Annotated in this window: 14 protein-coding genes and 1 riboswitch; of the genes, 4 read left to right on the forward strand and 10 right to left on the reverse strand. The window is 66.8% G+C overall.

Features of this window, described 5'->3' with window-relative positions; translation table 11 throughout:
- Positions 1–2 precede the first annotated feature (2 nt).
- Complete coding sequence (locus HZA32_04500) at positions 3–1,553, forward strand: DNA polymerase Y family protein (GenBank protein ID MBI5423321.1); 1,551 nt, start codon at positions 3–5, stop codon at positions 1,551–1,553.
- Between the two features lie 3 nt (positions 1,554–1,556).
- Positions 1,557–5,417, forward strand: a complete 3,861-nt coding sequence (locus HZA32_04505; GenBank protein MBI5423322.1) for an error-prone DNA polymerase — start codon at positions 1,557–1,559, stop codon at positions 5,415–5,417.
- Positions 5,418–5,484: 67 nt separating this feature from the next.
- Here the strand turns inward: HZA32_04505 and HZA32_04510 are convergent, their stop codons facing one another.
- On the reverse strand, positions 5,485–5,787 hold the full coding sequence (locus HZA32_04510) for an XRE family transcriptional regulator (GenBank protein ID MBI5423323.1): 303 nt from the start codon (positions 5,785–5,787) through the stop codon (positions 5,485–5,487).
- Between the two features lie 182 nt (positions 5,788–5,969).
- Positions 5,970–6,105: riboswitch (SAM riboswitch) on the forward strand.
- A 102-nt stretch (positions 6,106–6,207) separates the two neighbouring features.
- Here HZA32_04510 and HZA32_04515 point away from each other — a divergent pair.
- Positions 6,208–6,447: a hypothetical protein gene (locus HZA32_04515; protein ID MBI5423324.1), complete on the forward strand. Its 240-nt coding sequence runs from the start codon at positions 6,208–6,210 to the stop codon at positions 6,445–6,447.
- 62 nt (positions 6,448–6,509) lie between these two features.
- Here HZA32_04515 and HZA32_04520 read toward each other — a convergent pair whose 3' ends face one another.
- The 7 genes from HZA32_04520 to HZA32_04550 all read right to left on the reverse strand — a co-directional run bounded on the left by HZA32_04520 (position 6,510) and on the right by HZA32_04550 (position 21,298).
- Entirely contained in the window at positions 6,510–12,821 is a 6,312-nt protein-coding gene (locus HZA32_04520) for an SEL1-like repeat protein (protein MBI5423325.1), read from the reverse strand.
- Between the two features lie 63 nt (positions 12,822–12,884).
- A complete protein-coding gene (locus tag HZA32_04525; protein ID MBI5423326.1) occupies positions 12,885–14,306 on the reverse strand; it encodes a hypothetical protein in 1,422 nt (473 codons plus the stop codon).
- 142 nt (positions 14,307–14,448) lie between these two features.
- Entirely contained in the window at positions 14,449–15,498 is a 1,050-nt protein-coding gene (gene prfB / locus HZA32_04530) for a peptide chain release factor 2 (GenBank protein ID MBI5423327.1), read from the reverse strand.
- A gap of 121 nt (positions 15,499–15,619) precedes the next feature.
- Entirely contained in the window at positions 15,620–18,352 is a 2,733-nt protein-coding gene (locus HZA32_04535; GenBank protein ID MBI5423328.1) for a hypothetical protein, read from the reverse strand.
- An 89-nt stretch (positions 18,353–18,441) separates the two neighbouring features.
- Positions 18,442–19,380, reverse strand: coding sequence for a GDP-L-fucose synthase (locus tag HZA32_04540; protein ID MBI5423329.1), 939 nt, complete (start codon positions 19,378–19,380; stop codon positions 18,442–18,444).
- A gap of 86 nt (positions 19,381–19,466) precedes the next feature.
- Complete coding sequence (gene gmd / locus HZA32_04545) at positions 19,467–20,501, reverse strand: GDP-mannose 4,6-dehydratase (GenBank protein ID MBI5423330.1); 1,035 nt, start codon at positions 20,499–20,501, stop codon at positions 19,467–19,469.
- A gap of 86 nt (positions 20,502–20,587) precedes the next feature.
- The gene (locus HZA32_04550) at positions 20,588–21,298 is read right to left on the reverse strand and encodes a response regulator transcription factor (GenBank protein MBI5423331.1); all 711 of its coding nucleotides are present in this window, start codon (positions 21,296–21,298) and stop codon (positions 20,588–20,590) included.
- On the opposite strand from HZA32_04550, the gene HZA32_04555 reads away from it, so the two are divergent.
- A complete protein-coding gene (locus tag HZA32_04555) occupies positions 21,288–23,360 on the forward strand; it encodes a tetratricopeptide repeat-containing sensor histidine kinase (protein MBI5423332.1) in 2,073 nt (690 codons plus the stop codon). The two genes, HZA32_04550 and HZA32_04555, sit on opposite strands and share 11 nt — an antisense overlap.
- Positions 23,361–23,487: 127 nt before the next feature.
- Here the strand turns inward: HZA32_04555 and HZA32_04560 are convergent, their stop codons facing one another.
- Both HZA32_04560 and HZA32_04565 read right to left on the reverse strand, forming a co-directional pair.
- Complete coding sequence (locus HZA32_04560; GenBank protein MBI5423333.1) at positions 23,488–24,228, reverse strand: PEP-CTERM sorting domain-containing protein; 741 nt, start codon at positions 24,226–24,228, stop codon at positions 23,488–23,490.
- Between the two features lie 253 nt (positions 24,229–24,481).
- On the reverse strand, positions 24,482–24,643 hold the full coding sequence (locus HZA32_04565; GenBank protein ID MBI5423334.1) for a PEP-CTERM sorting domain-containing protein: 162 nt from the start codon (positions 24,641–24,643) through the stop codon (positions 24,482–24,484).
- Positions 24,644–25,171: the final 528 nt, after the last annotated feature.

The raw sequence follows: 25,171 nt of genomic DNA on the forward strand, positions 1-25,171 counted from the left end.
CCATGTTCGCCGTCCTCCACCTTGCCGGCTTCGCCCTGCAAGCGGTTCTCCGCGCCGAGTCCGCCACGGCCACCGCCTACCGCGACCGTCCCGCCGCGCTCTTTAGCGGCACCACGAAAAAATCCGCCGTGCTCATGCTCAACGCCTCCGCCCTTGCCGTCGGCGTCGAGCCGGGCATGAGCGCTCCGCAAGCCATCGCACGCTGCGCCGACCTCCTCATCCGCTCGCCGCTCGCCGATGCCGAAGCCGACGCGCGCGCCGCGCTGCTCGCCGCGGCCTTCACGGTCTCCCCGCACGTCGAAGCCACCGCTCCCGGCATCGTAACAATCGACGCCCGCGGCCTCTCTTCCTCTGTCCGTGTTTCCGCCTGCGAAGCCGCACTCGCACGCCTCGCCCTGCTCGGCCTCTTCGGCACCGCCGGCCTCGCGCGCACGCCCCTGATCGCCCTCTACGCCGCGCGGAATCGTTCTCGTTCTTTTGCTCCTTCTCGTTCTCTCGAATCGCACCGGATTGAGAACGAGGAACGAAAACGAGAGGCTGCAATCTGCGAAATCCCGACCAATCCCTCCGCCGAATCCTCCTTCCTCAGTCCACTCCCGCTCGCGACCGCGGAACCTGACACCGAAATCGCCGGCGTCCTCCACGCCTGGGGCCTGCGCACGCTCGGCGATCTCACGCGCCTCACGCGTGATGACCTCGGCCGACGCCTCGGCACCGCCGGCACCGCACTCTGGGATCGCGCCCGCGGCGGCGAGCCGCGTCCGCTGCATCTCGTCCCTCCGCCGCAGGAGTTCGTCGCTGCGATGGAGTTCGAGGACGCGTTCGAGACGCTCGAGCCCCTGCTGTTCATCCTCCGGCGCTTTCTCGATCGCCTGACGCTCGAGCTGGAAGCCGCGCACTTCGTGGCCGTCGAACTCGACCTCACGCTCATGCTCGCCGACGACACCGCGCACGCCCGCTCCTTCCGACTGCCGGAGCCGACGCGCGACCTCGAGATCCTCTTCCGCACGCTGCACACGCATCTCGAATCCGTGCGCACCGACTCGCCGATCGTCGCCGCGCGCCTGCGCGTCACACCCGCACGACCGCTCGTGCGCCAGCACGGACTCTTTGACACCGGCCTGCGCGATCCGCACGGCTTTGCGGAAACCCTCGCGCGCGTCGTGGCCCTTGTCGGCTCCGACCGCGTCGGCACACCTCAACTCGAGGACACGCACCGACCCGACGCCATAAAGCTCGTGCCGCCGCACGCGGTGATTCCACCCGCCGCGCCTGCTCCCGTGCAACCCGTGGTCGGCCGGCCGCTGCGCCGTTTCCGCCCGCCGCTCCCCGCGCGTTTCGAGATGAGCGAAGGCCAGCCGACGTTCCTCTGGACCGAGCGCGTGCAAGGCACCATCGCGGGCCATCTCGGCCCGTGGTGCAGCAGCGGCGAGTGGTGGCAGGCCGACCGCATCTGGAGCCGCGAGGAGTGGGATCTCGCCCTCGTGGACGGCGGCGTTTACCGCATCTGTCGCACGGCGGAGGGCTGGTTCCTCGAGGGTGAATACGACTGAGCCATGACAACCGATCGCGCCGCAGCCGCCAGTCGCCGGGAAGACACATGGTTCTTCGCGTTGCAGCCGCCCGCGCCGGCACGCGAAAAAATTTGCCAGTTACAGGACGAACTGGGCGCCCGCCACGGCTTCTGCGGTTATCGAGTGAAACCGGAGAACCTGCACGTCAGTCTGCATGCCATCGGAGCGGGACGCACCTTGCCGGAAAGCAGACTTAAAGCCGCGTGCGCGGCCGCCAGTGCGTTGGTCTTCGAGTCGTTCGAATTCACGCTCGACCAGGCCCGCAGCTTCACGAACAAGCGGGATAAAAAGCCGTTCGTGCTTTCCGCCGACGGAGCCAGCGCCGCACTGAAGCCGTTCCACCAGACCCTGGGCGCAGCGCTGGAGCAGCACGGCGCCGGTGATCTTGTCGGTTCCAGCTTCACGCCTCATCTCACGCTGTTCTGGGAACACGCGCTGATCGAGCGGCACGCCGTGCCGCCGATCCGCTGGACGGTGGCCGAATTCGTGCTCGTGCACAGCCACACTGGCAAAGCCATCCACGAAGTCGTCGGGCGCTGGCCGCTGCGCCAATATGGCGACTCGCGGTCTGCGCTTATCTCCCGCGCCAAAAAATACGCTCCGGCTTACGTCGAGCTGCACGCGCGCAGCGCCTTCAGCTTTCTCCGCGGCGCTTCGCTGCCGGAGGACTACGTGAAGAGCGCCGTGGAGAACGCGCAGCTGCCCGCCGTCGCCCTGCTCGATCGCGACGGCGTCTACGGCGCGCCGCGCTTCTACGGCAGCGCGCAGGAAAACAAGTTTGCCGTGCGTCCGCGCGTCGGAGCCGAGATCACGATGGAGGACGGCACCGTCGTGCCGCTACTCGTCGCCAATCGCACCGGCTACCAAAACCTTTGCCAGCTCATCACCGAGGCGAAGATGACCGCGCGCAGCGCCGCACCGGCTGCCAGTCGGCCGTCCGAAGTCTGCCGGCCGGCAGTCGGCGCTGCTCCGTCCGACCGCAAGCGCCCGTGCTTCGCTACGTGGGAGGAGCTGGCGCGCTTTTCCGGGGGCCTCATCGCGTTCACGGGCGACGAGGAAGGGCCGGTGCGCACGGCGTGGCGCACGCTCGGGACGACGGCCGCCGGGGCCGCGCTGGAGAAACTCACCGCCATTTTCGGGCGCGAAACCGATCCGGCGCGCGCGCGGCTCTTCGTCGAACTGCAACGTCATCAAATTCGCGGCGAAGATCGCGAAGTTGCCTTCCTGCGCGACCTGGCTGCGGCCCACCGGCTTCCACTGCTCGCCACCGGCGGAGTCAACTATGCCGTGCCCGAGCATCACATCGTCGCGGACGTTTTCACCTGCCTGCGCCATCACACCACGCTCGATGCGGCGGGTCGCCTGCTTGAAATCAACTCCCGACGCGGCCTGAAATCCGCGCGCGAAATGCAGGGGCTGTTTCGCGACTTGCCGGAAGCCGTCGCCAACGCCGTGCGCCTCGAGCAACGGCTCGAGTTCACCTTGCAGAACCTCGGCTACCAGTTTCCCGCCTATTCCACGCCGAACGGCGAGGACATGGACGCCTACCTGCGTCGCATCACCTTCGAGGCCGCGCGCCGGAAAGTTAAACCCCAGGAGTGGTCGGCGAAGTGGGACGCGCAACTCAACCGCGAACTCGAGCTCATCGCCCGCCTGAAATTCTCCGGCTATTTTCTGATCGTCTGGGACATTTGCCAGTGGGCTCGGCAGCAAAGCATCCTCGTGCAAGGCCGTGGCAGCGCCGCCAACAGCGCCGTCTGCTACGTGCTCGGGATCACGGCGGTCGACCCGATCAAGAACCAGCTTCTCTTCGATCGCTTCCTGAACGACAGCCGCGTCGGACCCGACGGCAATCCCTCGTGGCCGGACATCGATCTCGACTTCCCCAGCGGTGACCGGCGCGAGCGCGTCATCCAGGAAGTCTACGCGCGTTACGGCCGGCGCGGCGCGGCGATGACGGCCAACGTCATCACCTATCGCGGCCGCAGCACCATTCGCGAAGTCGGCAAGGTGCTCGGCTTCGGCGACGATGCGCTCGACCGTTTCTCGAGCCTCTATGCCAACGGCGATTTTCCGGAGACGCTCGATCTCCAGGAGCAGCTTCGTCTCTCCGGCATCGCCGATCACCATCCGCGCGCCGAGGCGCTGGTGCGGCTGCAGCACTATTTCCGCCGCGCCCTCCCGCGCCACCTCGGCCAGCACTCCGGCGGCATGGTCATCTCCCAGCACCAGCTCGACAAAGTCGTCCCGCTCGAGCCCGCCACGATGCCCGACCGCAGCGTCTGCCAATGGGACAAGGACGACTGCGAGAATCTCGGCATCGTGAAGATCGACTTTCTCGGACTCGGGATGATGGCGGTGCTGCAGGACAGCTTCGAACTCTGCACCGGTCAGGGCGACACTCCGCGCAGCTTCGACGACATCCCTCCCGACGACCCGGAAACCTACGAAAAAATCCGCGCCGCCGACACGGTGGGAGTTTTCCAGATCGAAAGCCGCGCGCAGATGGCAACGCTGCCGCGCTTCAAGCCGCGCGTTCTCTACGATCTCGCGATGCAGGTTGCCATCATCCGCCCCGGCCCGATCACCGGCAATCTCGTGCATCCCCTCATCCGCCGTCGCGATGGCAAGGAAGCGGTCGACTACATCCACCCCAGCGTGGCCCACATCGTGGAGCCGATTCTCCAGCGCACCAAGGGCGTGATCCTGTTCCAGGAGCAGATGCTGCAGCTCGCGATCCAGCTCGCGAAATTCACCGGCGGCGAAGCCGAGGAACTGCGCCGCGCCATGGGATTCACCAAAGACCCCGAGCGGCTCCCTCGTTCGATGGAAAAACTGACGCTCGCACTGCGGCGGCAGCACTACAACGAGGAGGTCGTGCAAAAAGTCGTCCAAGCCACCACGACGTTCTCCGCCTACGGTTTTCCCGAGTCTCATGCCATCGGCTTCGCGATGCTCGCCTACTTCAGCACGTGGCTGAAGATTCACCGCCCCGCGGCATTCTACGCCAGTCTGCTCAACAATCAGCCGATGGGATTTTACTCACCCGCGACGCTCATTCAGGATGGCCGGCGTCACGGCCTCGTGGCTCATCCCGTTTGCGTGCAGCACTCGGTGTGGGACTGCACGGTCGAGACGGCGCAAAGCATCCGCATCGGCCTGCGTTTCGTGAAAGGTCTCCGCGAAGCCACCGCGCGCGCGATGCTCGCCGCGCGGCGGGACGGACCGTTCGCCTCGCTCGCCGACTTCCTGCGCCGCACGAATCTCCCTGCCTCAGATCGGCGCGCGCTCGCCACCGTCGGCGCGCTCAACGCCCTGTCGCACGATCGGCGCGCCGCCCTCTGGCAAATCGAGGCCGCGTGGTCCGACGACGAAGCATTGTTCAAGCAGTTCGCCGACGCTTATCGCGAGGGTTCGCCGCTCGCACGGATGTCGCCGGTTGAGGAAGTCCAGGCCGACTTCGCCGGACTCGGCCTCACGACCGAGGAACACCCGATGGCCGCGCTGCGCTCGCAATTGCACGGCGTCACTCAGGCGAGTCAGTTGAAAGAGACCCCAGACGGCGCCCGCGTGACCATCGCCGGCCCCGTGATCTGCCGCCAGCGACCCGGCACGGCGAAGGGTTTCGTTTTCATCAGTCTCGAGGACGAGACGGGCATAGCCAACGCCGTCGTGCTGCCGCAGCTCTTCGAGCGCCTCCGGCTGGTCATCACGCAGGAACCGTCGCTGCGCATCACCGGTCCCCTGCAAAACGTCTCCGGCGTGCAGCACGTGAAAGCGGAGGTCATCGAGCCGCTGCGCTGCGCCACGCTGCCCGCGCAGGCCTCGCACGATTTCCACTGAGTCCCCGCCCGCGCGAAAACTACCACGCTTTTCCCGTCGCCTTGTCCGCCGCGCCGTGCCGCCGCCCTTAATCGCGCGGCACCACGATCTCGAGTTTCACCCGGCATCCCAGCGCCGCGGCGAGCCGCGTCAGCGTGTTCAACGTCAGCGAGGTGTTCAGCGGATCGAGCACGCGATTCACCGCCGCGCGACTCGTGCCGAGCGTGCGTGCGAGCTCCGAGACCGACATGTCGAGGCGTTCCATGCGGTGCATCAGCGTCGTGGCGATGACTCGCTTCAACGCGGTCGCCTCGACATCGCTGTAGATGCCCTCTTCACGCAGGCGTTCGGTCGATGTCTCCTCGAAACGATGGCGCTTGTCCTGTTCCATGCCGCAAGCGAATCAGAATAGATACATTTTGCGCGCTCGAATTCGACTTTAGGAAAAAATCTTTTGCCCCGCGTTTTTGTCGTAAGCCGGCCAACCGCAGGCCTCTAGCCCGCGCGCGAATGCCGACGCGAAATTTCGCGTGAAGATTTTTCTGGCGCAGCGCGCGGCGATTTGTTCCTTTCGCCGTGCATCAGGAAAGGATCGACGGAGCAATCCGCCGGTTCTGCCAACCGGGTCTAGGAGTGATCACGGTGGTTCCGAGTGACGAAAGTCGCCCGGATGCGCGAGCGGTAAAACGCTCGAACAAAAAACTCCTCCGAAAAAAGCGAAAAGCCGCCTGATGCCCTCAGGCGGCTTTCGTTTTTCCCGGAAAATCCCTGAAGCGCGAACGATTAACTCAACATCAACCGCTCACGCCTCATGTCCAACGTCATCACCCTCCCCGCCCTCCGCGTCAACGCGGAGAACCCGAACCACCACTTGTGGAACAACAACGGCACGTGGTTCCTCCACTACACCGTTTACCCGACGCCCTTCACCAAGGAGCGCATCCGCCGCTCGCTCGGCACGAAGGACCTCGCCGTCGCCCGCCAGCGTCGCGACTCGTTCTTCCAGCACCTGCTCGGCCAGGCGCAACCGACCAAGACCGCGGTCGCCTGACGCACCGCTTCGATTTCAACCCATAGTTCGAAAGCCCGCGCCGAGTGCGCGGGCTTTTCGTTTTACGGGATGCGCAGGCGCTGTCCGACGCGCAGCGCGTTCGCGCCCTGCAAGGCCTCGCGGTTCGCGTTGTAGATCTCCTGCCAGCGATTCGCCGTGCCGTAGTAGCGCAGGCTCAAGCGCGAAAGGGAGTCGCCCTCGCCCACCACGTGATAACGCGCCTCGGGCGCGTTCGTGGCCGAGGGGGTCGCGCTGCCCGAGCCGGTCGCGGGCGGCGGATTGGCGGACGCCAGGCTCGACGCCGGGGTCCCAAGCCGCGCCGCGGACGCAATCTGATCGAGCGTGCCCTGGGCCTGCGCCAGACGCGCGGCCAAGGCGCTGTTTTCCTGGCGCAACTGGGCAAGAGCCGCCTGCCGCTCGCGATCGAGCGTGCGGTTCGACTCCGACAGGCTCTGGTTCGACGCCCGGAGCCCTTCCACTTCGCGCCGCAATTGGGCCATCTGCGCGGTGAGCGCGTCGACGTTGCGAGCCGCGCTCTGCTCGGCGTCCGTGCGCGACTGCTCCGCGCTCCGCTGCGCCTGCGCGAGACGACCCGCTTCGGCCTGTGCGCTCGCCAGTTGCACCTTCAACGCATCGCGCTCCTCGGCGAGCTTCTGATTGGTCGCCGTGAGATCGGCGACGGACGAGCCCTGCGAATCGGCCGCCTTCTCGCTTTCGGCGAGGCGCGTGCGCAGCGCCGCGATTTCGGCCTGCGCCTTTTCCGCCGCGGATTGTGAAGCGATCGCCGATTGAGCGGCATCGGTCCGCTGCTGTTGCAGCTGGTCGATCTGGCGCTGCGCGGTCACGAGTTGCGCGCCGACGTTCTTCAGTCGCTCGTCGAGAGCCCGGTTCTCGTCCGCCAGCTTGGAATTCTCGGCGCCGGTCAGCCGCTCGGACTCGGCCAGCTTTTGCGTCAGCACCGCGATCTGGGTCTTGAAATCCGCCTTCTCCTGCTGGAGCCGGCTGTTCGCCTCGGTGAGGTCCGCGACGGTCGAGCTGTGCGAGCCCTCGGCCTTCTCGGCTTCCGCCAGTTGCGCGCGCAATGTCTCGCGCTCCTTCGCGGCCTTTGCGCCGTCCGCGAGCAGTTGCTCGTTTTGCCGACGAAGGTTCTCCGCCGCATCCGTCAGCTCGCGCACGCGCGCCTGCGCACGATCGAAATCGGCGCGATTGGGGCCGTCGTCCGCCTGCTTGGCCGCGAGCAGCGCGCGGTTGGCGTCGCTGAGCGCCCGGCTGGTCTCGCGGGCCTTCTGCAACTGCTCCGCGAGCGCGCTGATCTCGCGCGCAGCGGCGGTGCGGTCGTCCTCGATGGCGCCTTCGAGCTGTTTCACGCGATCCTGCAGCGTGCGGATCTCCATCTGATACGCATCGGGCCGGGCGGCGTTCACCGCCTGCGACTGGGCCGCGAGCGCGGCCTCCGCGGTCTTCTGCGCGTTCACGAAATCCTGTTCCAACTTCGAGTTGGCAACCGTGAGCTCCGCGATTTGCGCGCGTAATTTCTCGTTGGCCTGACTCGCTTCCGCCAGATCGCCACGCAACTTCGTCGCGGCGGTGTCGTCGGCCGGCGCCTGCGTGCGCACGGTGACGAGGCGGGCGTCATCCAGCTGCTTTTCGGTCGCGGCCAGGCGCGCCTGCGCGCTCTGCAAGTCGGCGGCGCGCTTCGAAGATTCGCGCTGGAGCTGCTCCAGTTGGGTCCGAAGTCCGGGCACCTGCGCGGCATCGCGACGCAACTGGGCATTCTCGTTCTGCAGCGTCGCCAAACCGGCGGCCGACGCGCGGAGATTCGCCAACTCCGTCCGCAAGCCGGCGGCTGCCGCCGCCTCCTGCTGGGCTGCGGCGAGCGCTTTCTCCAGTCGGTCGTTCACCGCCGTCAAGTCGGCCACGTCGGCCGCGCTCTTGTTGAGCGCCGCGTTCGCTTCGGCCAATTTGCTCTGGAGAGCCGACGAATCCGTCGCCCCCGCGGAAGCTTGCGCGAGCTGTAGGCGGGCGTCGTCGCGCTCACGTTGTGCGCCGGTCACGTCGTCCTGCAAGCGCGCCACGTCAGCCTTCGCGCTCGCGGCTTCCGCCTGGCTCTTTTCCAAGGCGGCGCCGAGGTCGGCGAGTTTGGCCTGCAACGCGGCGGTATCGGCGCTGCCGGAGCGGGCGCTCGCGAGCTGGCCCTTCAACACGTCGCGCTCGATGGTGACGTCTTTCACGGCCTCTTCCGCCTTCGAGAGTGCGGCCTTGGTCGCAGCGAGGTCGTTTTGCGCGGGACCCTGCTTTGACTGGAATGCGGCGAGTTCACGCTGCGCCGTCACCGCCTGGCGTTCGGCGCGTTCGCGGTCGAGGCGCGCTCCGGTGAGCGCATTGTTCGCCGCTTTCAAGGCGGCTTCCGCGTTCGCCAACTTCGCTTCGAGTTCGGCGGAACGGTTCCCCGACTTGGCAGACTGGGCGATTTGCTGGCGCAGCGCTTCGGCCTGCGTCGCGTTTTCGCGCGCGGCCTGCTCGGCAGTGGCCAAAGCCGACTTCGCGTTCGCGAGCTCGGACTCGAGCGCGGCGACGCGAGCGGCCTGCTCGCGGGCGGCGTCGGAGGCCGAGTCGCCCGCGGTTGCCTGCTGCTGTTTCAGATTCGCGGCCGCGTCGTTGGCGGCGGCCAATTGCGCGCGGAGGTCGCGCACGAGCGCCTCGCCGGCCGCCACCGCTTGGTTCGCGGCGCCGAGCTGGCTCTCGAGTTCCGAAACGCGCTCCGCCTGCTTTTGCGCGGCCGCGGCCTGCTCTTGGAGCGCCCGCATTGCCGTCGCGTTCTGCGTGAGATTCGCCTCGGCAGTCGCGAGCTTGGCTTTGGCCGTCGCGAGTTCGTCGCGGAGCGAAGCGGCTGTGCCCGACGCGGCTTGCGCCTGCTCGGCGGTCTTGGAGGTGGCGGAGAGTTGGTCGCGCAGTTGCTCCGTCGCGGCGACGGATTTCGCGAGTTCGGCCTTGGTGGCATCGAGTTCGGTGCGCACCGGCCGCAGTTCGGCCACGGCGGCGTCGCGTTCACGCTGGGCCGCAGCGGCCTGGCGCTCGGCGCGTTCGCGATCGAGGCGCGTGCCGCTCAACGTCGCGTTCGCCTTCTTCAAGGCATCCTCGGCGGCGGCGAGACGGGCTTCGAGGTCGGCCGATTTCTCGCCAGCTTTCGCGGCCCCGGCGACCTGCTGACGCAAAGTCTCCACCTCGGTGGCGCGCGTGCGCATGGTCTGCTCGGCGGCCGCGAGCGCCTTCTGGCTGTTGGCCAATTCCGTTTCCAAAGACGCGATACGTTCGCGCTGCTGTTGGGAATTCTCGGTGGCGGCCTGCAGCGCGGTCAGCTGCTGCTGCAATGCCCGCACGGTGTCGGCGTTCTCGGACGCGGATTTTTCGGCGGCGGCCAGCCGCGTTTGCGTGGCGGCGAGTTCATCGCGCAACGCCTTCGCGGTCGCCGACGCATCCTGTGCGCTCTCCGCGGCTTTCGTGGCGGCGGCGAGTTGATCGCGGAGCTGCCGAACGCTGGCTTCGCTGGAAGCAAGTTCGGTCTTCGCGGCGGCGAGTTCGGTCTCCACGGCCGCCCGCTTGTCCGCCTCTGCCTTGGCGGCGCGCTCGAGCTCGGCGCGGGCGTTTTCCGTCACGCTGGCCTGTTGCTGGAATTGCTGGGTGCCCGAGGCGGCTTTGGCCAACTCGGCCTTGGTCGACTCGAGTTCGGCGCGCAGCGGCCGCAATTCGGCCACGGCGGCATCGCGTTCGCGTTGGGCCGCGACGGCCTGTCGCTCGGCGCGTTCGCGGTCGAGGCGGGCGCCGCTCAAAGTGGTGTTCGCCTTCTTGAGCGCGTCCTCGGCGGCAGCAAGGCGCGTCTGGAGATCTGAGGCTTTCTCGCCTACCTTCTCCGTGCCGGCGACCTTTTGGCGCAACGTCTCGACTTCGGCGGAACGCTCGCTCGCGGTCTGCTCGGCGGCGGCGAGCGCTTTCTGCGCACGGGCAAGCTCGGCTTCCAACGCGCTCACGCGTTCGCCCTGCTGTTGGGCGCTGGACGCGGTCGCGCGCAAGGCGGTGATCTGCTCCTGCAACGCGCGCACGGCGGCGGCGTTGTCAGAGGCGGTCTTTTCCGCTCGGGCGAGCTGCGCCTTGGAGGTCGTGAGTTCGTCGCGCAGGGCGTTCGCGGTGGCGGACGCGGTTTGCGCGCCCTCCGCGGCCTTCGCGGCGGCGGCCAACTGCTCGCGCAGCTGGCGCACGGCGGTTTCGCTCGTCGCGAGATCGGTTTTCGCGGCGGCCAGTTGCTCCTGCAAGGCCGCGAGTTTTCCAGCCTGATCGCGCGCCGTCTCGGCGGTCTGCGTGGCGGTCGCGAGCTGTTGCCGCAGCTGGGCGATTTCCTGCTCGGCGCGAGTGCGCGCGGTGGCGACATCGGATTCCAAGGACGCGATGCGGGCGTTGGCGGCATCGAGCTGACGCGTGTCGCGCGCGGCGGCGGCGAGCCGCTCGTTCTCGGCGCGGAGCGCGGCGACCTGGGCCATCGCGGCTTCGGCGTTCTTGGCGGCGTCGCGCAAGGTCGCGAGGTCCTGCTGGAGCTGCTGGTTTTTCTCCTCGGCGGCGGCGAGGGTCTGGCGGGCGTTCTGGTATTCGGTGCGGAGCTTGCCGGCGTCTTCGCGGATGCTGGCGCGGTCGGCCTCGGCGATGGAGAGCTGCGATTGGAGCTCCTCGAGCTGCTTTTTCGCGGCGAGAAGCGGCGCGTCGTTGCGCTGGGCGGCGGCGCCGAGTTTCGCGTTTTCGTCGGTGAGCTGCTGGACGCGGTTGCGGAGTGCTTCGAGATCCTTCGCGGCGGCATCGGCGGCCGCGGCGGAGGCGCGGGCGGTATCGAGCTCCTTTTGGAGCGATGCAAGTTGGGCGGCGTTCGCGTCGGCTTCGGCGCGCAGGGCGGTGGCGCTGGTTTGGGCGGCCTTCAGGTCCTGACGGGCTTTTTCCTCGGCGGCGACAGACGCGTTGAGCTGAGAACGGAGCTGCTCGAGCTGCGCGGGGGAAACGGCTCCCGCTTTCAGGCGGTTGATTTCGCCCTCGAGCCGCTGGTTGAGGACGCGAAGATTGCTCGCCTCTCCGGCGAGGCGGCGCAGGCGCGCCACTTCGTCCTGCAGATTGCGGAGCTCGGTGCCGGGATTCGCGGCGGCGGCGACCTGATCGCGCGCGGCGGCGAGGTCTTTCTCGAGTTGGGCGGCGGTGGCGGTGGTCTGTTCGAGACGCTGCTTGGTGTCCGCGAGTTCACGGTTCAGACGCTCGAGGTCGGCCTTCGGGTTGCCTTGTTCGTTGAGGGATTTCTCGAGCGAGCTGGCCCATTTTTCCAGTTCGCCTTTCTCCTTTTCGAGGCGGGTCTTTTCGAGGGTGAGGCGCTGGTTGACCTCGGAGAGTCGGTTGTTGGCGGTCTGGAGTCGCTCGATCTCGTCGCGGTTCGGCGCGGTGGTGCGAGGCGCGGACGGCGCGCTGGTAGCGGCGACCGTGGGTGCGGCGGAAGCGGCGGCTTTCAGCTGGTCGCGCAGCTGGGCGACGAGTTGCTCGGACTGGGCGCGTTGCTCGGCGGTGAGCGACTTCGCGACGAAATCGCGGCCTTGAGAATTGGCGCCGCCCTCGGAGCCGAGGGTGAGCCACGCGTAGGCCGTGGCCGGATCGACGGGCAAGCCGCCGCGGCCGGTGACGTAGAGCAGGCCGAGGTTGTTCTGCGCCGGGGCGAAACCTTGGACCGCGGCGGCGCGATAGAGCGCGGCGGCCTGAACGTCGTCCTGCTTCACGCCGCGACCGTCCTCGAAGAGGAGGCCGAGGTTGTATAGGGCGCGCACGTAGCCTTGGTCGGCGGCGGCTTTATACCACCGGGCGGCTTGGGCGTCGTCCCTGCGCACGCCGCGGCCGACTTCGTAGACGAGACCGAGGTTGTATTGCGCTTCGGCGAGGCCCTTTTCGGCGGCGGCTTTGAACCAGACGTTGGCTTCGAACTCGTCCTTCGCCACGCCGCGCCCGCTGGCATACATGTTGCCGACGTTGAACTGCGCGACGGGATAGCCCTGCTCGGCGGCTTGGAGGTAGAAGCGGAAGGCGGTCTTCTCGTCTGGCGCGGTGCCGCGACCGAGTTCGTGGGCGAGGCCGAGGTTGAATTGCGCGGGGGCGTAGCCCTTGGCGGCCGCACGCTCATACCAGCGCAAGGCGCCGGCGTAGTCCTTGTTTTGCGAAAGCGCGTTGCCGAGGGCGTTCTGGGACTCCACGTCGCCGCCTTCCGCGCGCTGTTGCAGCGCCGCGACGTCCGCAGCCGGCGCATCGGCGGCGCGGAGCGGTGCCGTCAAGGCCAGCAGCGTGCAAAGAAAGGCGATCACGCGCCCGTGGCGCGATGAGCTGAGTCGATTAAAACCTCCGAGGAGACCGGCGATGCGCACCGTTCAAGCTAAGGGGAAAACCTTAGCCGGGAGCAAGGCTGCATCCTGCATTCCGTGAATGATTTTCTTATCTGGCGGGCAAAACGTGGCGAGAGCGCTGGAGAGCCGAACGGCTCCACCGACGACGAAGTAATACGGACACAAACGCAGGCGGCCGGCCTTCATTTCCGCGACGGGCAGAGCCGAGGCGGAGGCCTTGGTGTAGACGAGGTGCTCGACGCGCTTCGGCTTCCGGTATTCCTGCAGGACGTGGAGGTTCGTCGGGGCGAGTTTCAGTGCCTGTTCGACGCCGGCCTGCCACTCCTCGCGCGAGCAATCGCTGCCGAGGACGACGCTGCGTGCGCCCCACGCGGTTTCGTGGAAGCCGGAAATCTTGATGATGAGATCGCGCTCCTTCTGCGAAGCGCCGACGAGATCGCGCCAGTCGTTGAGCGAGCGGCCGCCGACGCGCGGACCGTCGAGCACGGCGCCGGGCGGCAACGGCGCAGGGTCCATGATCCACGACTGGGGAATGAGCGAGCGAAGCGTCGCGAGGGATTTCTTCGAGAGGTTCTCCGCCCAGAAATCGCCCAGCAGGTGGTGGTGGAAGAGCGCGAGCGCGAGTTTCTCCTCCTGAAAATGCCGCATCGGCGGCGCGATCGCCACGTGGCCGGCGTGCCAGACTTCCAGAATGTGCGGCGCGACGCGGATGCTGGCCCAATCGAACAGCTCGAAAAACCGGTAGATGATGTCGATCTTCTCCGGCGTGCCGCCGACATCGAAGAACAGTTCGCCGCCGAGCGGGAAGACATCGTCGGGCGCGAGGCAGTAGACGCGGCGGCCGAGGCGCTGGAGTTGCTCGGCGAGCCAGAGCATCTCGGGGCGGTAGGTGCCGGCTTCCTCGCTGACGAGAATCGCGATGAGCGGATTGCGGGTATCCGGCCGCAATGTGGCGAGCGACGCGTAGAAGTTCTCGATCATCGCGTCGCCGTGCCCGAGCACGCGGTCGCCGGCCTCATCGGCATAGAGTCGGTTCAGGAACGCCGTGAGGCCGATGCCGCCGGGCACCGAGTCGAGTTCGGTGAGCGCGAAGCCGTCCTCGGTGAGCAAGAGGTCCGGCCGCAGCACGGTGGGAAACGCTCCGCGATTCTTCGGGTCGCGAGCGTGGCGGACGAGTTCGGCGGGCTTGCCGCGGTCGAGGTAGTCGGCGACCCACGGCGCGAGCAGCGGCTTGTTGCGGAGAAGATTTTTTCCGGCGGCGGAGCGCAGGTAGAGCGTTTCGAGCGCCTGGTGGAACTCAAGGCAGGCTGCACCGATCGTCTCGAGTTGCTGCACCTGTTCCGGCGTGAGCGGCCACGCCTCGGGCGACAGTTGCCACGTCTTCGCCTCGAAGAGCGGTTGCGCCCCGAGGGAGGACTGAATGTGAGCGTAGGCGAGGCCGGGCATGGTCAGAGGACTGAGGACGGAATACGGAGGGCGGAAAAATACAAATGACGCGTGCGTGTTAGGCGGGAAGTGGACGGCGCTGTGCTTTCGTTTCTCCGGTTTTCAGTCCTCCGTCCACTGTCCTCGGTCATCCGTCTTCCGCTTACTCGTCGTCCATCTGGATGTCCTTGTTCCGGTGGCGCGGGCAGCCGGCGCGGAGCCAGGCATAGACGAAGCGATCGAGGTCGCCGTCGAGCACGCCCTGCGTATCGCTGGTGGAAACGCCGGTGCGCAGGTCCTTCACCATCTGGTAGGGCTGCAGCACGTAGCTGCGGATCTGGCTGCCCCACCCGATTTCGCCTTTTTCGCCGTAGAATTTCTCCATCTCGCTGCGCTGCTCGTCCTGCTTCTTTTCGTAGAGGCGAGCTTTGAGGACGTTCATGGCGCTGGCGCGGTTCTTGATCTGCGAACGTTCGTTTTGGCAGACGACGACCAGACCGGTCGGGATGTGCGTGATGCGCACCGCGGAGTCGGTGGTGTTGACACCCTGGCCGCCCTTGCCGGACGAGCGGTAGACGTCCACGCGGATGTCGCTGTCGGGAATTTCGATTTCGATTTCGTCGGTGACTTCGGCGATGACGTCGATGGCGCAGAACGAGGTGTGACGGCGCTTGTTTGCGTCGAACGGGCTGATGCGCACGAGGCGATGCACGCCGCGCTCGGCCTTGGCGTAGCCGTAGGCGTTCTCGCCCTTGATGAGGAGCGTGGCCTTGGTGATGCCCGCCTGGTCGCCGGCCTGCACGTCCTGCACCTCGACTTCGAAGCCGCGGCGCTCGGCCCAGCGCAGATACATGCGGAAAAGCATGTCGCACCAGTCGTTCGACTCGGTGCCACCGGCGCCGGACTGGATCGAGAAGATGGCGTTGTTGCGGTCGAACTGGCCCGTGAGGAAGGACGAGATCTCGAGCTTGTCGAGTTCCTCGACCATGGTCGCGACGTTGGCGTCGAGTTCCTTGGCGTAGGCCTCCTGCTCGGCTTTGTCCGCGGACTCGATCAGCTCCACCATGACGGCGGCGTCATCGAGCTTCTTGTTGAAGGCGACGAGGCCGGCGATGGTCTTCTTGAGGCCGTTGACCTTGGCGATGTGTTTCTGGGCCTTATCGGTATTGTTCCAGAAATCCGGGGCGCCCATCTGCGCCTCCATCGCTTCTATTTCACGCTGCTTTTGTTCGACGTCAAAGAAACCTCCACAAGTAGCCGGCGCGCTTCTTGATGAGCTCGAGGTGCGAGAAGGTTTCGGGAGCGATCATGTCGGAGCCATGAGCCCAAGAAGCTCACGGCTCCGCAAGGGTTTTTTGCAGTTCCGGCAGGCGCGGCGGCTCGCCGAGGTAAACGACCCGGCGGTTTCCGAGCCAATACCAGCGCTTCGCCTCGGGCCGGGTCGGCAGGAAAAACGTCCGCACATCGGCCAATTCCCGCTGCGCACTGTCGTAGAGCACGATGCCCCACCCGGCCTCGCCGCCCGCCGACGTCGGCACCGGCACCGCCAGCGTGACCTTCAAATCCCGCCGCGGATACGGCTCGAGCAACAGCTCGCCGCCCACGCGCGCGTAGGCCCTTTGCGCCGGCGAAGCGGCCCCCGCCCGCTCGACCCGCAGCGGCTCGGGCGTCGTGGTCGGGACGTCCCACGGACGCAACGGGCCGCGCGGACGTTTGCCGAAACCGTCGTCGTAGGTTTCGAACAGCGTCCCGTCCTTCGCGACCTCCGCGCCATCCGCGCGCGGCGTGAAATGATGCAGGACCGTCGGAGGGCTCGGCCGCGCCGAAAAATCGATCCCGAGCCACGGCAGGACGCAGAGCACGAGCGGGACGAGATTCGCGAGCGTCGCCAGCACCCAAAGCTCGGTCAGGCGCGAAGGCGCTTCCGGCTGCGCATCCTTCACGCGCAGCGCCCGCAGGTCCGCACACACTTGGGCGAACTCGGCCGCGAGTTGCGGCGCGCTTTTCCCGAGCGCCGCGCCGCTCTCTCGGGCCATCCGCACGGCACGGCCCGGGCCATCGCGCCACGTCCAAGGCGCGGAGCCGGGCGCTTCGTGCTGCCGCGTGGTGTTGAACAACGCTCTCGCGACCCACCGCAACCCGAGCGCGATCGCCGCCAAAACGCCCATCCACACCCAAGCGCGGGCCGCGACCGCCAACGCGAGAGGAGCCGCCCACACGCCGAGAAACACCGGCCAGCGACCGAGCAAAGCCGGCCCCGCCGAGAGCATGCGCGCCGCTCGTTCCCAGAAAATTGCCGCCCGCAAACGCGCCGCCTGCGCGCCGAGTTCCGCGGCGCGGCGGGCGCGCCACTCAGCGTGGGTGACGAAACCGAATTCCTTCGCATGCTCGCCGACGAACGCGAGCAGCATCAGCTCGGCGCGCGAAGGCCTCTCCGACGTGAGCAACGCCGCAAGCGCCGGGTCCGCCACGGTCGCGTAGGCGCTGCGCAAGCGCTCGTGCCGGCTCGCGAGGTCTTTGTCCGATTCGAAGGCGAGCCACAGCAGCCGGACCTGCCCAACCTCGTCCGCCGCAGTCGCCCAGCCGGCGGCGAGCGCGCGCTGCAGGGCGTCCATGCCCGACTCCGCCAGCAGCGCCAGCGCCCGGCCGGCGCCCGCATCGACGGCCTCGACGGCTCGGCGATACGCGCCGGTGCTGAGCACGCGGGCGAAAGCCAGCGCCTCGGCCGGCGGCGCGTCGGAGAACATCTCCTGCAGTCCGGCCGAGTCGACCACCCACCGCTGCACCGACAACGGCCGGGGCGAGTTCGGCGCCAAGGCGCGCCACGCGAGACCGGCGACGGCGGCGCGGCGCGGATTCAACGGCAGCTGCCGCCAGGCGAATGACTCCACGTAACCAAGGATCTGCTCGACCTTGTCGTGCTCGGCGCGCAACGCGGGCAGCTCCGCGAGGAATTGCCTCAAGGTCGGCTCGGGCGATTTGGTCGCGGGGAAAAACTGCTGCACGCCGTCGAAGGCGTTGTCGGCTTGCAGAAAAAATTCCGCTGCTTCCGGCACGGTGAACGCCCGACGACGCCACCAGAACAGCCGCGCGTCGCGGGGCAGATCGTAGCGGTCCACGGCCGCCTCACGCTGCGTCCAGCGCAACACCTGCTCGCCCTGCCAGCGTCCGTCGCGCGAGCTGGCGAGCAATCCGCGCAGCAAGAGCCGCACGCGCGGGTGCACGTGATTGGGCAGCAATTCCACGGCGCCAGCGCGCACGCCGGACGGATCGCGTTCCAGCAGGGCGTTCTCGGCGCGGGCGCGCAGCTCGGGCGGATCGTCGGAGACGTTGCGCTCAAACAAAAGTCCGTAGACGTGGCTGCCGTGCACGATCTCCTGCACGAGACGGCCCAGCGACCACCAATCCCACGCGCAGAGCGCCGGACCCGGCTTGTGTTTGAAGAGGCCGGCGGCCTCGGGCGGCGCGTAGTAGGGGTTGACGGAGATCGGGATCAGGTCCGCCTGCGAGTGGAGCGTGGCGTATTCCCAACCGCCGAGTCGCACGTGCATGCCGCGACTGTCGTCGCCGATGAAGATCGACTGTGGCTGGAGGCGGAGGTGCACGATGCCCTGCTGGTGCAGCCGGTCCAATTGGGTGGCGACTTGCCGCACGAAGTTCTCGATGTCGGCCAGTTCCGGCTGGTGCGCGGCCAGCCACTCGCGCAGGGGCACGCCGGCGGGCACCGCGGTCACTTCATAGCGCCAGCCGTTTTCCTCGTGGGCCTCGCGGGGCGCGACGAGCCCGTCCGATTCCAGGGCCGAGAGACGATCCCATGCCTCGCGATGCGCCGCGGCATCCTCGCCGATGGGTCGCGCGTGCAGGAGCACTTCTTCCATCGAGGTCGCGTCGGCGGCGAGGAAGCCGGTCCCGTGCGCCTTGGAAATCTGGAAATGCCGCCAGCGCTTCCCCTCGGCCAAGCCGCTGCCACCGCCGTTGCCCGCAGGCAATGGCGCAGCCGCCGGCGGGGTGCCGCCGGTGGCAACAGGCAGAGCGGAGTCATCCGCTCCGGTTGACGGTTCGGACATAAGGGGACCGTGGATGGTGTCCCCTAATCGTCACGCGGGCGGGCGGACTTGAGCCGCGACGCGGAGGAGTCCTCCGCACCAATGGTCGTTCAGGCGCGGAGCGTGCCGGCGGCTTTTTCCACGAGGAAGGACGCGTAGGCCTTCGCGACGCCTTCCCGCAGGCCGATGCGCGCCTGCCAGCCCAGACCGGTCAGGCGGGAAACGTCCATGAGCTTGCGCGGCGTGCCGTCGGGCTTGGAGGTGTCCCACACGATGCGGCCGGTAAATCCGGTCACTTCGGCCACGATTTCAGTCAGCTCCTTGATCGTGACATCCACGCCCGTGCCCACGTTGACCCAGTCGGGCGGGTTTTCGAGGCGGAGCAGAAAGGCGCAGGCGTCGGCGAGGTCGTCGACGTGGAGGAATTCGCGCTTGGGCGAACCGGTGCCCCAAGCCACGACCTCGGCGCGGCCAGCTTCCTTCGCTTCGTGAAACTTGCGGATCAGGGCCGGCATCACGTGCGAGTTCTGCAGGTGGTAGTTGTCCGCCGGGCCGTAGAGATTGGTCGGCATCGCCGAGTGGTAGAGGACGCCGTGCTGCTTGCGGTAGTATTGCGCGAGCTTGAGGCCGGCGATCTTGGCGATGGCGTAGGCCTCGTTCGTCGGCTCGAGAGGACTGGTGAGCAGGCAATCCTCGGGCATCGGCTGCGGCGCGTGCTTCGGGTAGATGCACGAGCTGCCGAGGAAGAGCACGCGCTTCACGCCGGCGGCGTAGGCGCCGTGGATGCAGTTGGCGGCGATGGCGAGATTCTCGAAGAGGAAGTCGGCCGGGTAGGTGTTGTTGGCGTGGATGCCACCGACCTTGGCGGCGGCGATGATGGCGACGTCGGGTTTCTCGGCGGCGTAGAAGGCGGCGACGGCGGCTTGGTTCGTGAGGTCGAGCCCATCGCGGCGCGAGCGGAGCAGCAGCGAGACGCCGGGTTCATGCTGGAAACGGCGCACGATGGCGGCGCCGACCATGCCGTGGTGACCTGCGATGAAGATTTTCATGAAGGGAAAACCAAGAAACACACGAACGACACGAAAGCGATCAGACCGGTCTTTTCGTGTGTTTGGTGTGTTTCGTGGTGATCAAATCAGGCGAACGGTGCTTTCGAAGGCTGCGGGAGCGCCTCGATCTGCGCCTCGCGCTTGGCGAGTTCGAGGTCGGCCTCGGTCATGATGCGGACGAGCTCCTTGAAGCGGACCTTCGGCTCCCAACCGAGTTGTTTCTTGGCCTTGGCGGGGTCGCCGATGAGCAGATCGACCTCGGCGGGGCGCTCGTAGCGGGCGTCGTATTTGACGTATTTCTCCCAATCGAGACCGAGCAGGCCGAAGGTTTCCTCGATGAACTCCTTGACGGTGTGCGTCTCGTTCGTGGCGACCACGTAGTCGTCGGGCTGGTCCTGCTGGAGCATGACCCACATCATCTCGACGTATTCCTTCGCGTAGCCCCAATCGCGCTTGGCATCGAGGTTGCCCATGAAGAGCGATTCCTGAAGACCGAGTTTGATGCGCGTGGCGGCACGGGTGATCTTGCGCGTCACGAACGTCTCGCCGCGGCGCGGGCTCTCGTGGTTGAAGAGGATGCCGGACGAAGCGTGGAGATTGTAGCTCTCGCGGTAGTTCACCGTGAGCCAGTGCGCATACATCTTGGCACAACCGTAGGGCGAGCGCGGCCAGAAGGGCGTGGTTTCCACCTGAGGGACTTGCTGCACCTTGCCGAACATTTCGGACGAAGACGCCTGGTAATAACGGCACTTCTTCACGAGGCCGGCCTCGCGGATGGCCTCGAGGATGCGCACCGCGCCCACGCCCGTGACGTCGCCGGTATATTCCGGGATGTCGAACGACACGCGCACGTGCGACTGCGCCGCGAGGTTGTAGATCTCGTCCGGCTGGAGGTTGTAGAGCAACTTCACCATCTGCACGGAGTCCGCGAGATCGCCGTAGTGGAGGAAGAGCTTCACTCCGTTGATGTGCGGGTCGCGGTAAAGATGATCGATCCGGCTGGTGTTGAAGGTCGAGGCACGGCGGATGACGCCGTGAACTTCGTAGCCTTTGGCGAGGAGCAATTCAGCAAGATAGGAACCGTCTTGGCCGGTGATGCCGGTGATGAGAGCCTTTTTCATTCGGGGTGGACGAGCTAGGGGAAGATTCCGAGCGCAGGCAAGCACGCGAATTTGCCGGGGCCCACGCTCCGGATGCCGGCCGCACCCTAATCGCGCGCCAGCCGGTGTTCCACGACGTAGCGCAGCAGGTCCGCCGTGGTGCGCAGTCCGAGCTTTTCCATGATCCGCACGCGATAGGTGCCGACGGAAGTCACGCTGATCGCCAAGTCCGCGGCGACTTCCTTGTTCGATCGCCCACGCCCAAGTCCGATCAGCACCTCCATCTCGCGTTGCGACAAATCCGACAAGGCGCCTCGCCGCTTGCCGGCCCGCTTGACCAGCAAACTCGCCAGCGCCGCACTGCGATAGCCGCGCCCAGCCAGAGTCTCCGCCACCGCCTCGCCGATCGTCGCCCGGTCGGCCGTCTTGCAGAGGTAGCCGTCCGCTCCAGCGTCCAAGGCAGCCACGCCCATCTTTTCCTCGGGAAACATGGAGAACACCAGGATCGGCATCGTCGGCCGCGCGGCCCGCACGCGACGCAAGGTCTCCAGCTCCGATCCGCCCGGCAAGCCAAGGTCGAGCACGACCAGATGCCAAGGCTCGCGCTCGACCGCCGCGACCGCCGCGGTGGCGGTCCCGACGCACTCGAACCGCGCCCCCGCCACCCGCCGACGTATCGCCGCAGGCAAGGCGTCGCGCACCAACACGTGGTCGTCCGCCAACAAAATTCGAGAGACAGGATCTTCCGCCATCGACTCACCCATCGTCCGGCGCGACACTACACGCATCAATGCAATTTTGATGACTGTGAGCGTCACAACCCAATCCACTTGCCTCGTTCGTCGTCCCAGCGCGCAGCTCTTGCGCCGTCTAGGCTTGGCGGCCCTCGCGCTGACTTGGTCCGGTTCCGTGTGGGCCGATCAGCCTACGCCGCGCGAGCCCACTCGCATCGATGCCCTCATGCAACAAGCGCGCGCTCTCGACGCCAACGAGCCCGCCCGCGCCATCCCCCTTGCTCGCGAAGCCCTCGCCCTCGCGCAAAAAAGCCCGCTGCGCGTCGACGAGATTCGAGCCCGCACCCAGCTCAGCGAGACACTCCGTCGCAACAGCAACTACGCCGAAGCCCGCCAGATCACCGACGCCGGCCTCGCCCTGCCCCTCGGCCCCACACCTGCCGAGCGCCTTGCCCGCGCCGGGCTCGTCTACGAATCGGGCCAGATCCACTGGAACCGCGGCGACTATCCCGCCGCCGAAGCCTGCTACCTCGAGGCGCAGCGCACCGCGGAAGAACTCAAGGACACAACTCTACTAGTCCGTTTGCTCAACAGCCGAGGCATCGTCGCGCGTCAACAAAAGCTCTTCGACCAATCCGAACAACTCTACCGATCCGCGCTGGCCCTCGCCGAGCAAAACGACCTCGACGTTCTCCGGCTCCAAATCCGCAACAATCTCGCGATTCTCCTCTACGACCAGCACCGCTTCGACGACGCGCGACCGCTCCTGCTCGAAAATCTCCGGATCCATACCGCCGCGAACAACCGCCGCAGCACGGCCGACACGTTCCTCAATCTCGGCGCGCTGGAGAGCCTCGCCGGCAACCACGCCGCCGCACTCGACTATAAGCAGAAATCGCTCGCGCTCCGCCGCGAGCTCGGCGTGCCCCGCCATATCGCCACCGCGCACGTCGCCGTCGCCATCACGCTCACCAAACTCGATCGGGCCGACGATGCCCTCGCGCAACTCGGCATCGCCGCGCCCATCGCCGAGAAAGTCGGCAGCCACGAACTCCTGGGGCTCCTCTACAACACATTCAGCGATGCCCACGCCGCCCGCGGCGACTTCCGCGAGGCACTCGATTACCAGCGCAAGGCTCAGAGCGAAAATCAAACGGTCGCGAGCGAGAACACCGCGAAAACCATCGCCGAACTCCGCGAGCGCTTCGAGGCCGAGAAACGTCAGCGCCAGATCGTCGAACTCAAGGCCACGCAGCAGAAGCAGAACGCCGAACTCGCGGCAACGGAACAGGAGCTGAGCCGCACACGCGCCGAGCGCATCGGTTTGGCCGCGCTGCTACTCTTCGGTCTGATCGCCGCGATTGCGATCATCAGCCGCCAGCGCGCCATCACCCGCTCCGAGCGGCGCATCCTCGCCGAAACGCGCCGCGCACGAGACGCCGCCGAGGAGGCCACCGCCCTCAAATCCCGCCTGCTCGACCTCGCCTCGCACGATCTCAAGGCCCCGCTCGTCGGCGCGATGCTCACCGCCGAGACCATCGCCGACGAAAGCGCCGACCGTCCGGAGATTGCACAGCTCGCGCGCACGCTCCGCGCGGAAAATCATCGCCTCCTCGGATTGGTGCAGGATCTCCTCGATGGCTCCGCCGCCGAGTCCGGCCGCCTCACGCTCGCGCGCACGTCCGTCGATCTCGCCGCGCTCGTCCGCGAAGTCGCCGCCGCTTTCGCCGACCGCGCCGCGCAAAAACAACAGCGCATCGAGTGCACGGCCGACACCAGCGCCGCGCCGCTCATCGTCGACGGCGATGCCGCGCGCCTCCGCCAGGTGATCGAAAATCTCGTCAGCAACGCGCTCAAATTCTCGCCCGCCGGCACCACCACGCGACTCGCCGTGCGCGGTGTCGACGGCCCTCGCGTGCGTCTCGAAGTGCGCGACGAAGGCCCCGGCCTCACGGCGGAGGACCGCGCCGGACTCTTCCAGCGTTTCCGCCGCCTCAGCGCCGCGCCCACTGGCGGCGAATCGTCCACGGGCCTCGGCCTCGCGCTCGCCCACGCTTTGGTCGTCGCCCACGGCGGCCGCCTCGACGTCGAATCGGAGCCCGGAAAGGGCGCGACGTTCTACGCGGAATTTCCGGCATCAGAGTAGCGGGAGTTTCCGCCTCCCGCGTTTGACCCACGCGCAGAATCGGGAGCTGGAAGCTCCCGCCCCCTTGAAAAACAAGAACCCCGGCCACGCGAACGTGAGCCGGGGTCGAATCGGGAGTGATCGAAAATCAGTTTTGCATCGCCACCGCGCGACGACGCTGACGAACCACCGCGACGGCCCCAAGCGCGAGAGCGCCAAAAATCGCAGCATAGGTGGAGGGCTCAGGCACGGCGGAAACCGCCGACACAGAAAACTGGAACGGCGTGGCCGTTGCAGAAAAGGTCGGCAGCACTCCCGCCGTGGTAATGGAGCCGGTGTAGCCGGAGTTGCCGATGGTCCATCCGGCGCTGCTGGTTTCGGCGGTTGAGGAGGTGTAAGTCGGATGGAAAATCACGCCATTGGTGCTCGATGCGGCGACCCACCAGTAGGTCGTGTTCGCACTCAATACCGTCGAGCCGGCGGAGGTGTAGGAGAACGTGCCGTTACTCGGCGCCGTCGAACCGGAAAGCGTTTCGATCAACGTCCCCGGCTGCGCGCCCGCACTGGAGTAAAGCTTGAGAGAGAATGTCGTGTTGTTGAAATTCATCGTGTCGAAGTTCACGGTGATGCTACTCAGCGTGCTTTCGGCGGCCCCGGTGGTGAATGTCTCAGCGGCGTAGATGTAGGTGAAATTTCCCGGAGAGCCGGAAACATAAACGCTACCGGAACCCGTCTTGGTCTCGGCCAGATTCGACAGGAGGACTTGGGCCCGAGCATCACTCGCAGTGCACGCCCAGAGAATCAGGCCACAGAGCAAGAGTGCCGCTTGGTGGCTCACGCGGGTAAGGCCGGTGCGGGACGCGGTGCGATCAGAGAGATGGATGGACATGTATTTGTGTGTGCTGCGTTGAGATGTGGGTGACCGAAACGGGGAGCCTAACAGCTCCGCACCGACCCGTCCTGTCGTTTACCGACTACAAGCCGGAGTCGCCGGCCACCGAAACGAATCAGTGCCGCCCGGCGAAGGGGCGGCGTCTTCGCGAAATTCGCCACGACACTGCAGGAGCGCAGTCGGCCAACGCCCCAAAACAAAACCCCGGCCGCGCGCGGCGAGCCGGGGTGATGCGAAAGGAGGGCGAGAATCAGTTTAGCACCGCCACCGCGCGACGCCGCTGGCGGATCACCGCGACCGCACCGAGCGCCATCGCGCCAAAGATCGCCGCGTAGGTCGAGGGCTCGGGCACGGCGGAAACGCCCATCGGCGTGACGTAGCCGTTCGCGTCAATTTGCGCGGCGCCACCCATCGAGTAGCCCGAAAACACGATGTGGCTCAGCTCGGTCGAAGTCAGCGCCGAGGCGCTGGTGCCGAAGCGAATCACGTCCGAACCTGCCTGGTAATTGGCGACCGTGAAACCTTCGACGTAAAAGTTCGAAAATCCGCTTCCCACATTGAGGGTCGAATTTCCTCCACCGAAATCAAACGTCGTCACCGCCGAAACGATGAAAGCGTTGTTGGCGACGCTCAGAGTGTTGCCGGCGAGAGCGAAGTTATACGCCCCGTTCGCAGAGATGTAGAACACGTCCAACGATACATTCTGCGTGAAGGTGAGCGTGCCCCCCGTGTTGGAGCCGAACGTCGCGGCGTTGCCGGAGAAAGTGTCGGTGTAGGGACCATGCTCGTTCGGGGACCAATTCGCGCTCGTGCTCCAGTTGCCGGAGCCGCCGCCCCAGAAAAGGCTGGCCGGGCCGGCGTGAGCGGACGCTGCGATCGTCAAAGCCGCCAGCCAACCGGCTGCGGCGCGAATCAAGGTTTGTTTGGACAGGTGCATGGA

This window comes from Opitutia bacterium, assembly GCA_016217545.1.
Lineage (GTDB): Bacteria > Verrucomicrobiota > Verrucomicrobiia > Opitutales > Opitutaceae > Didemnitutus.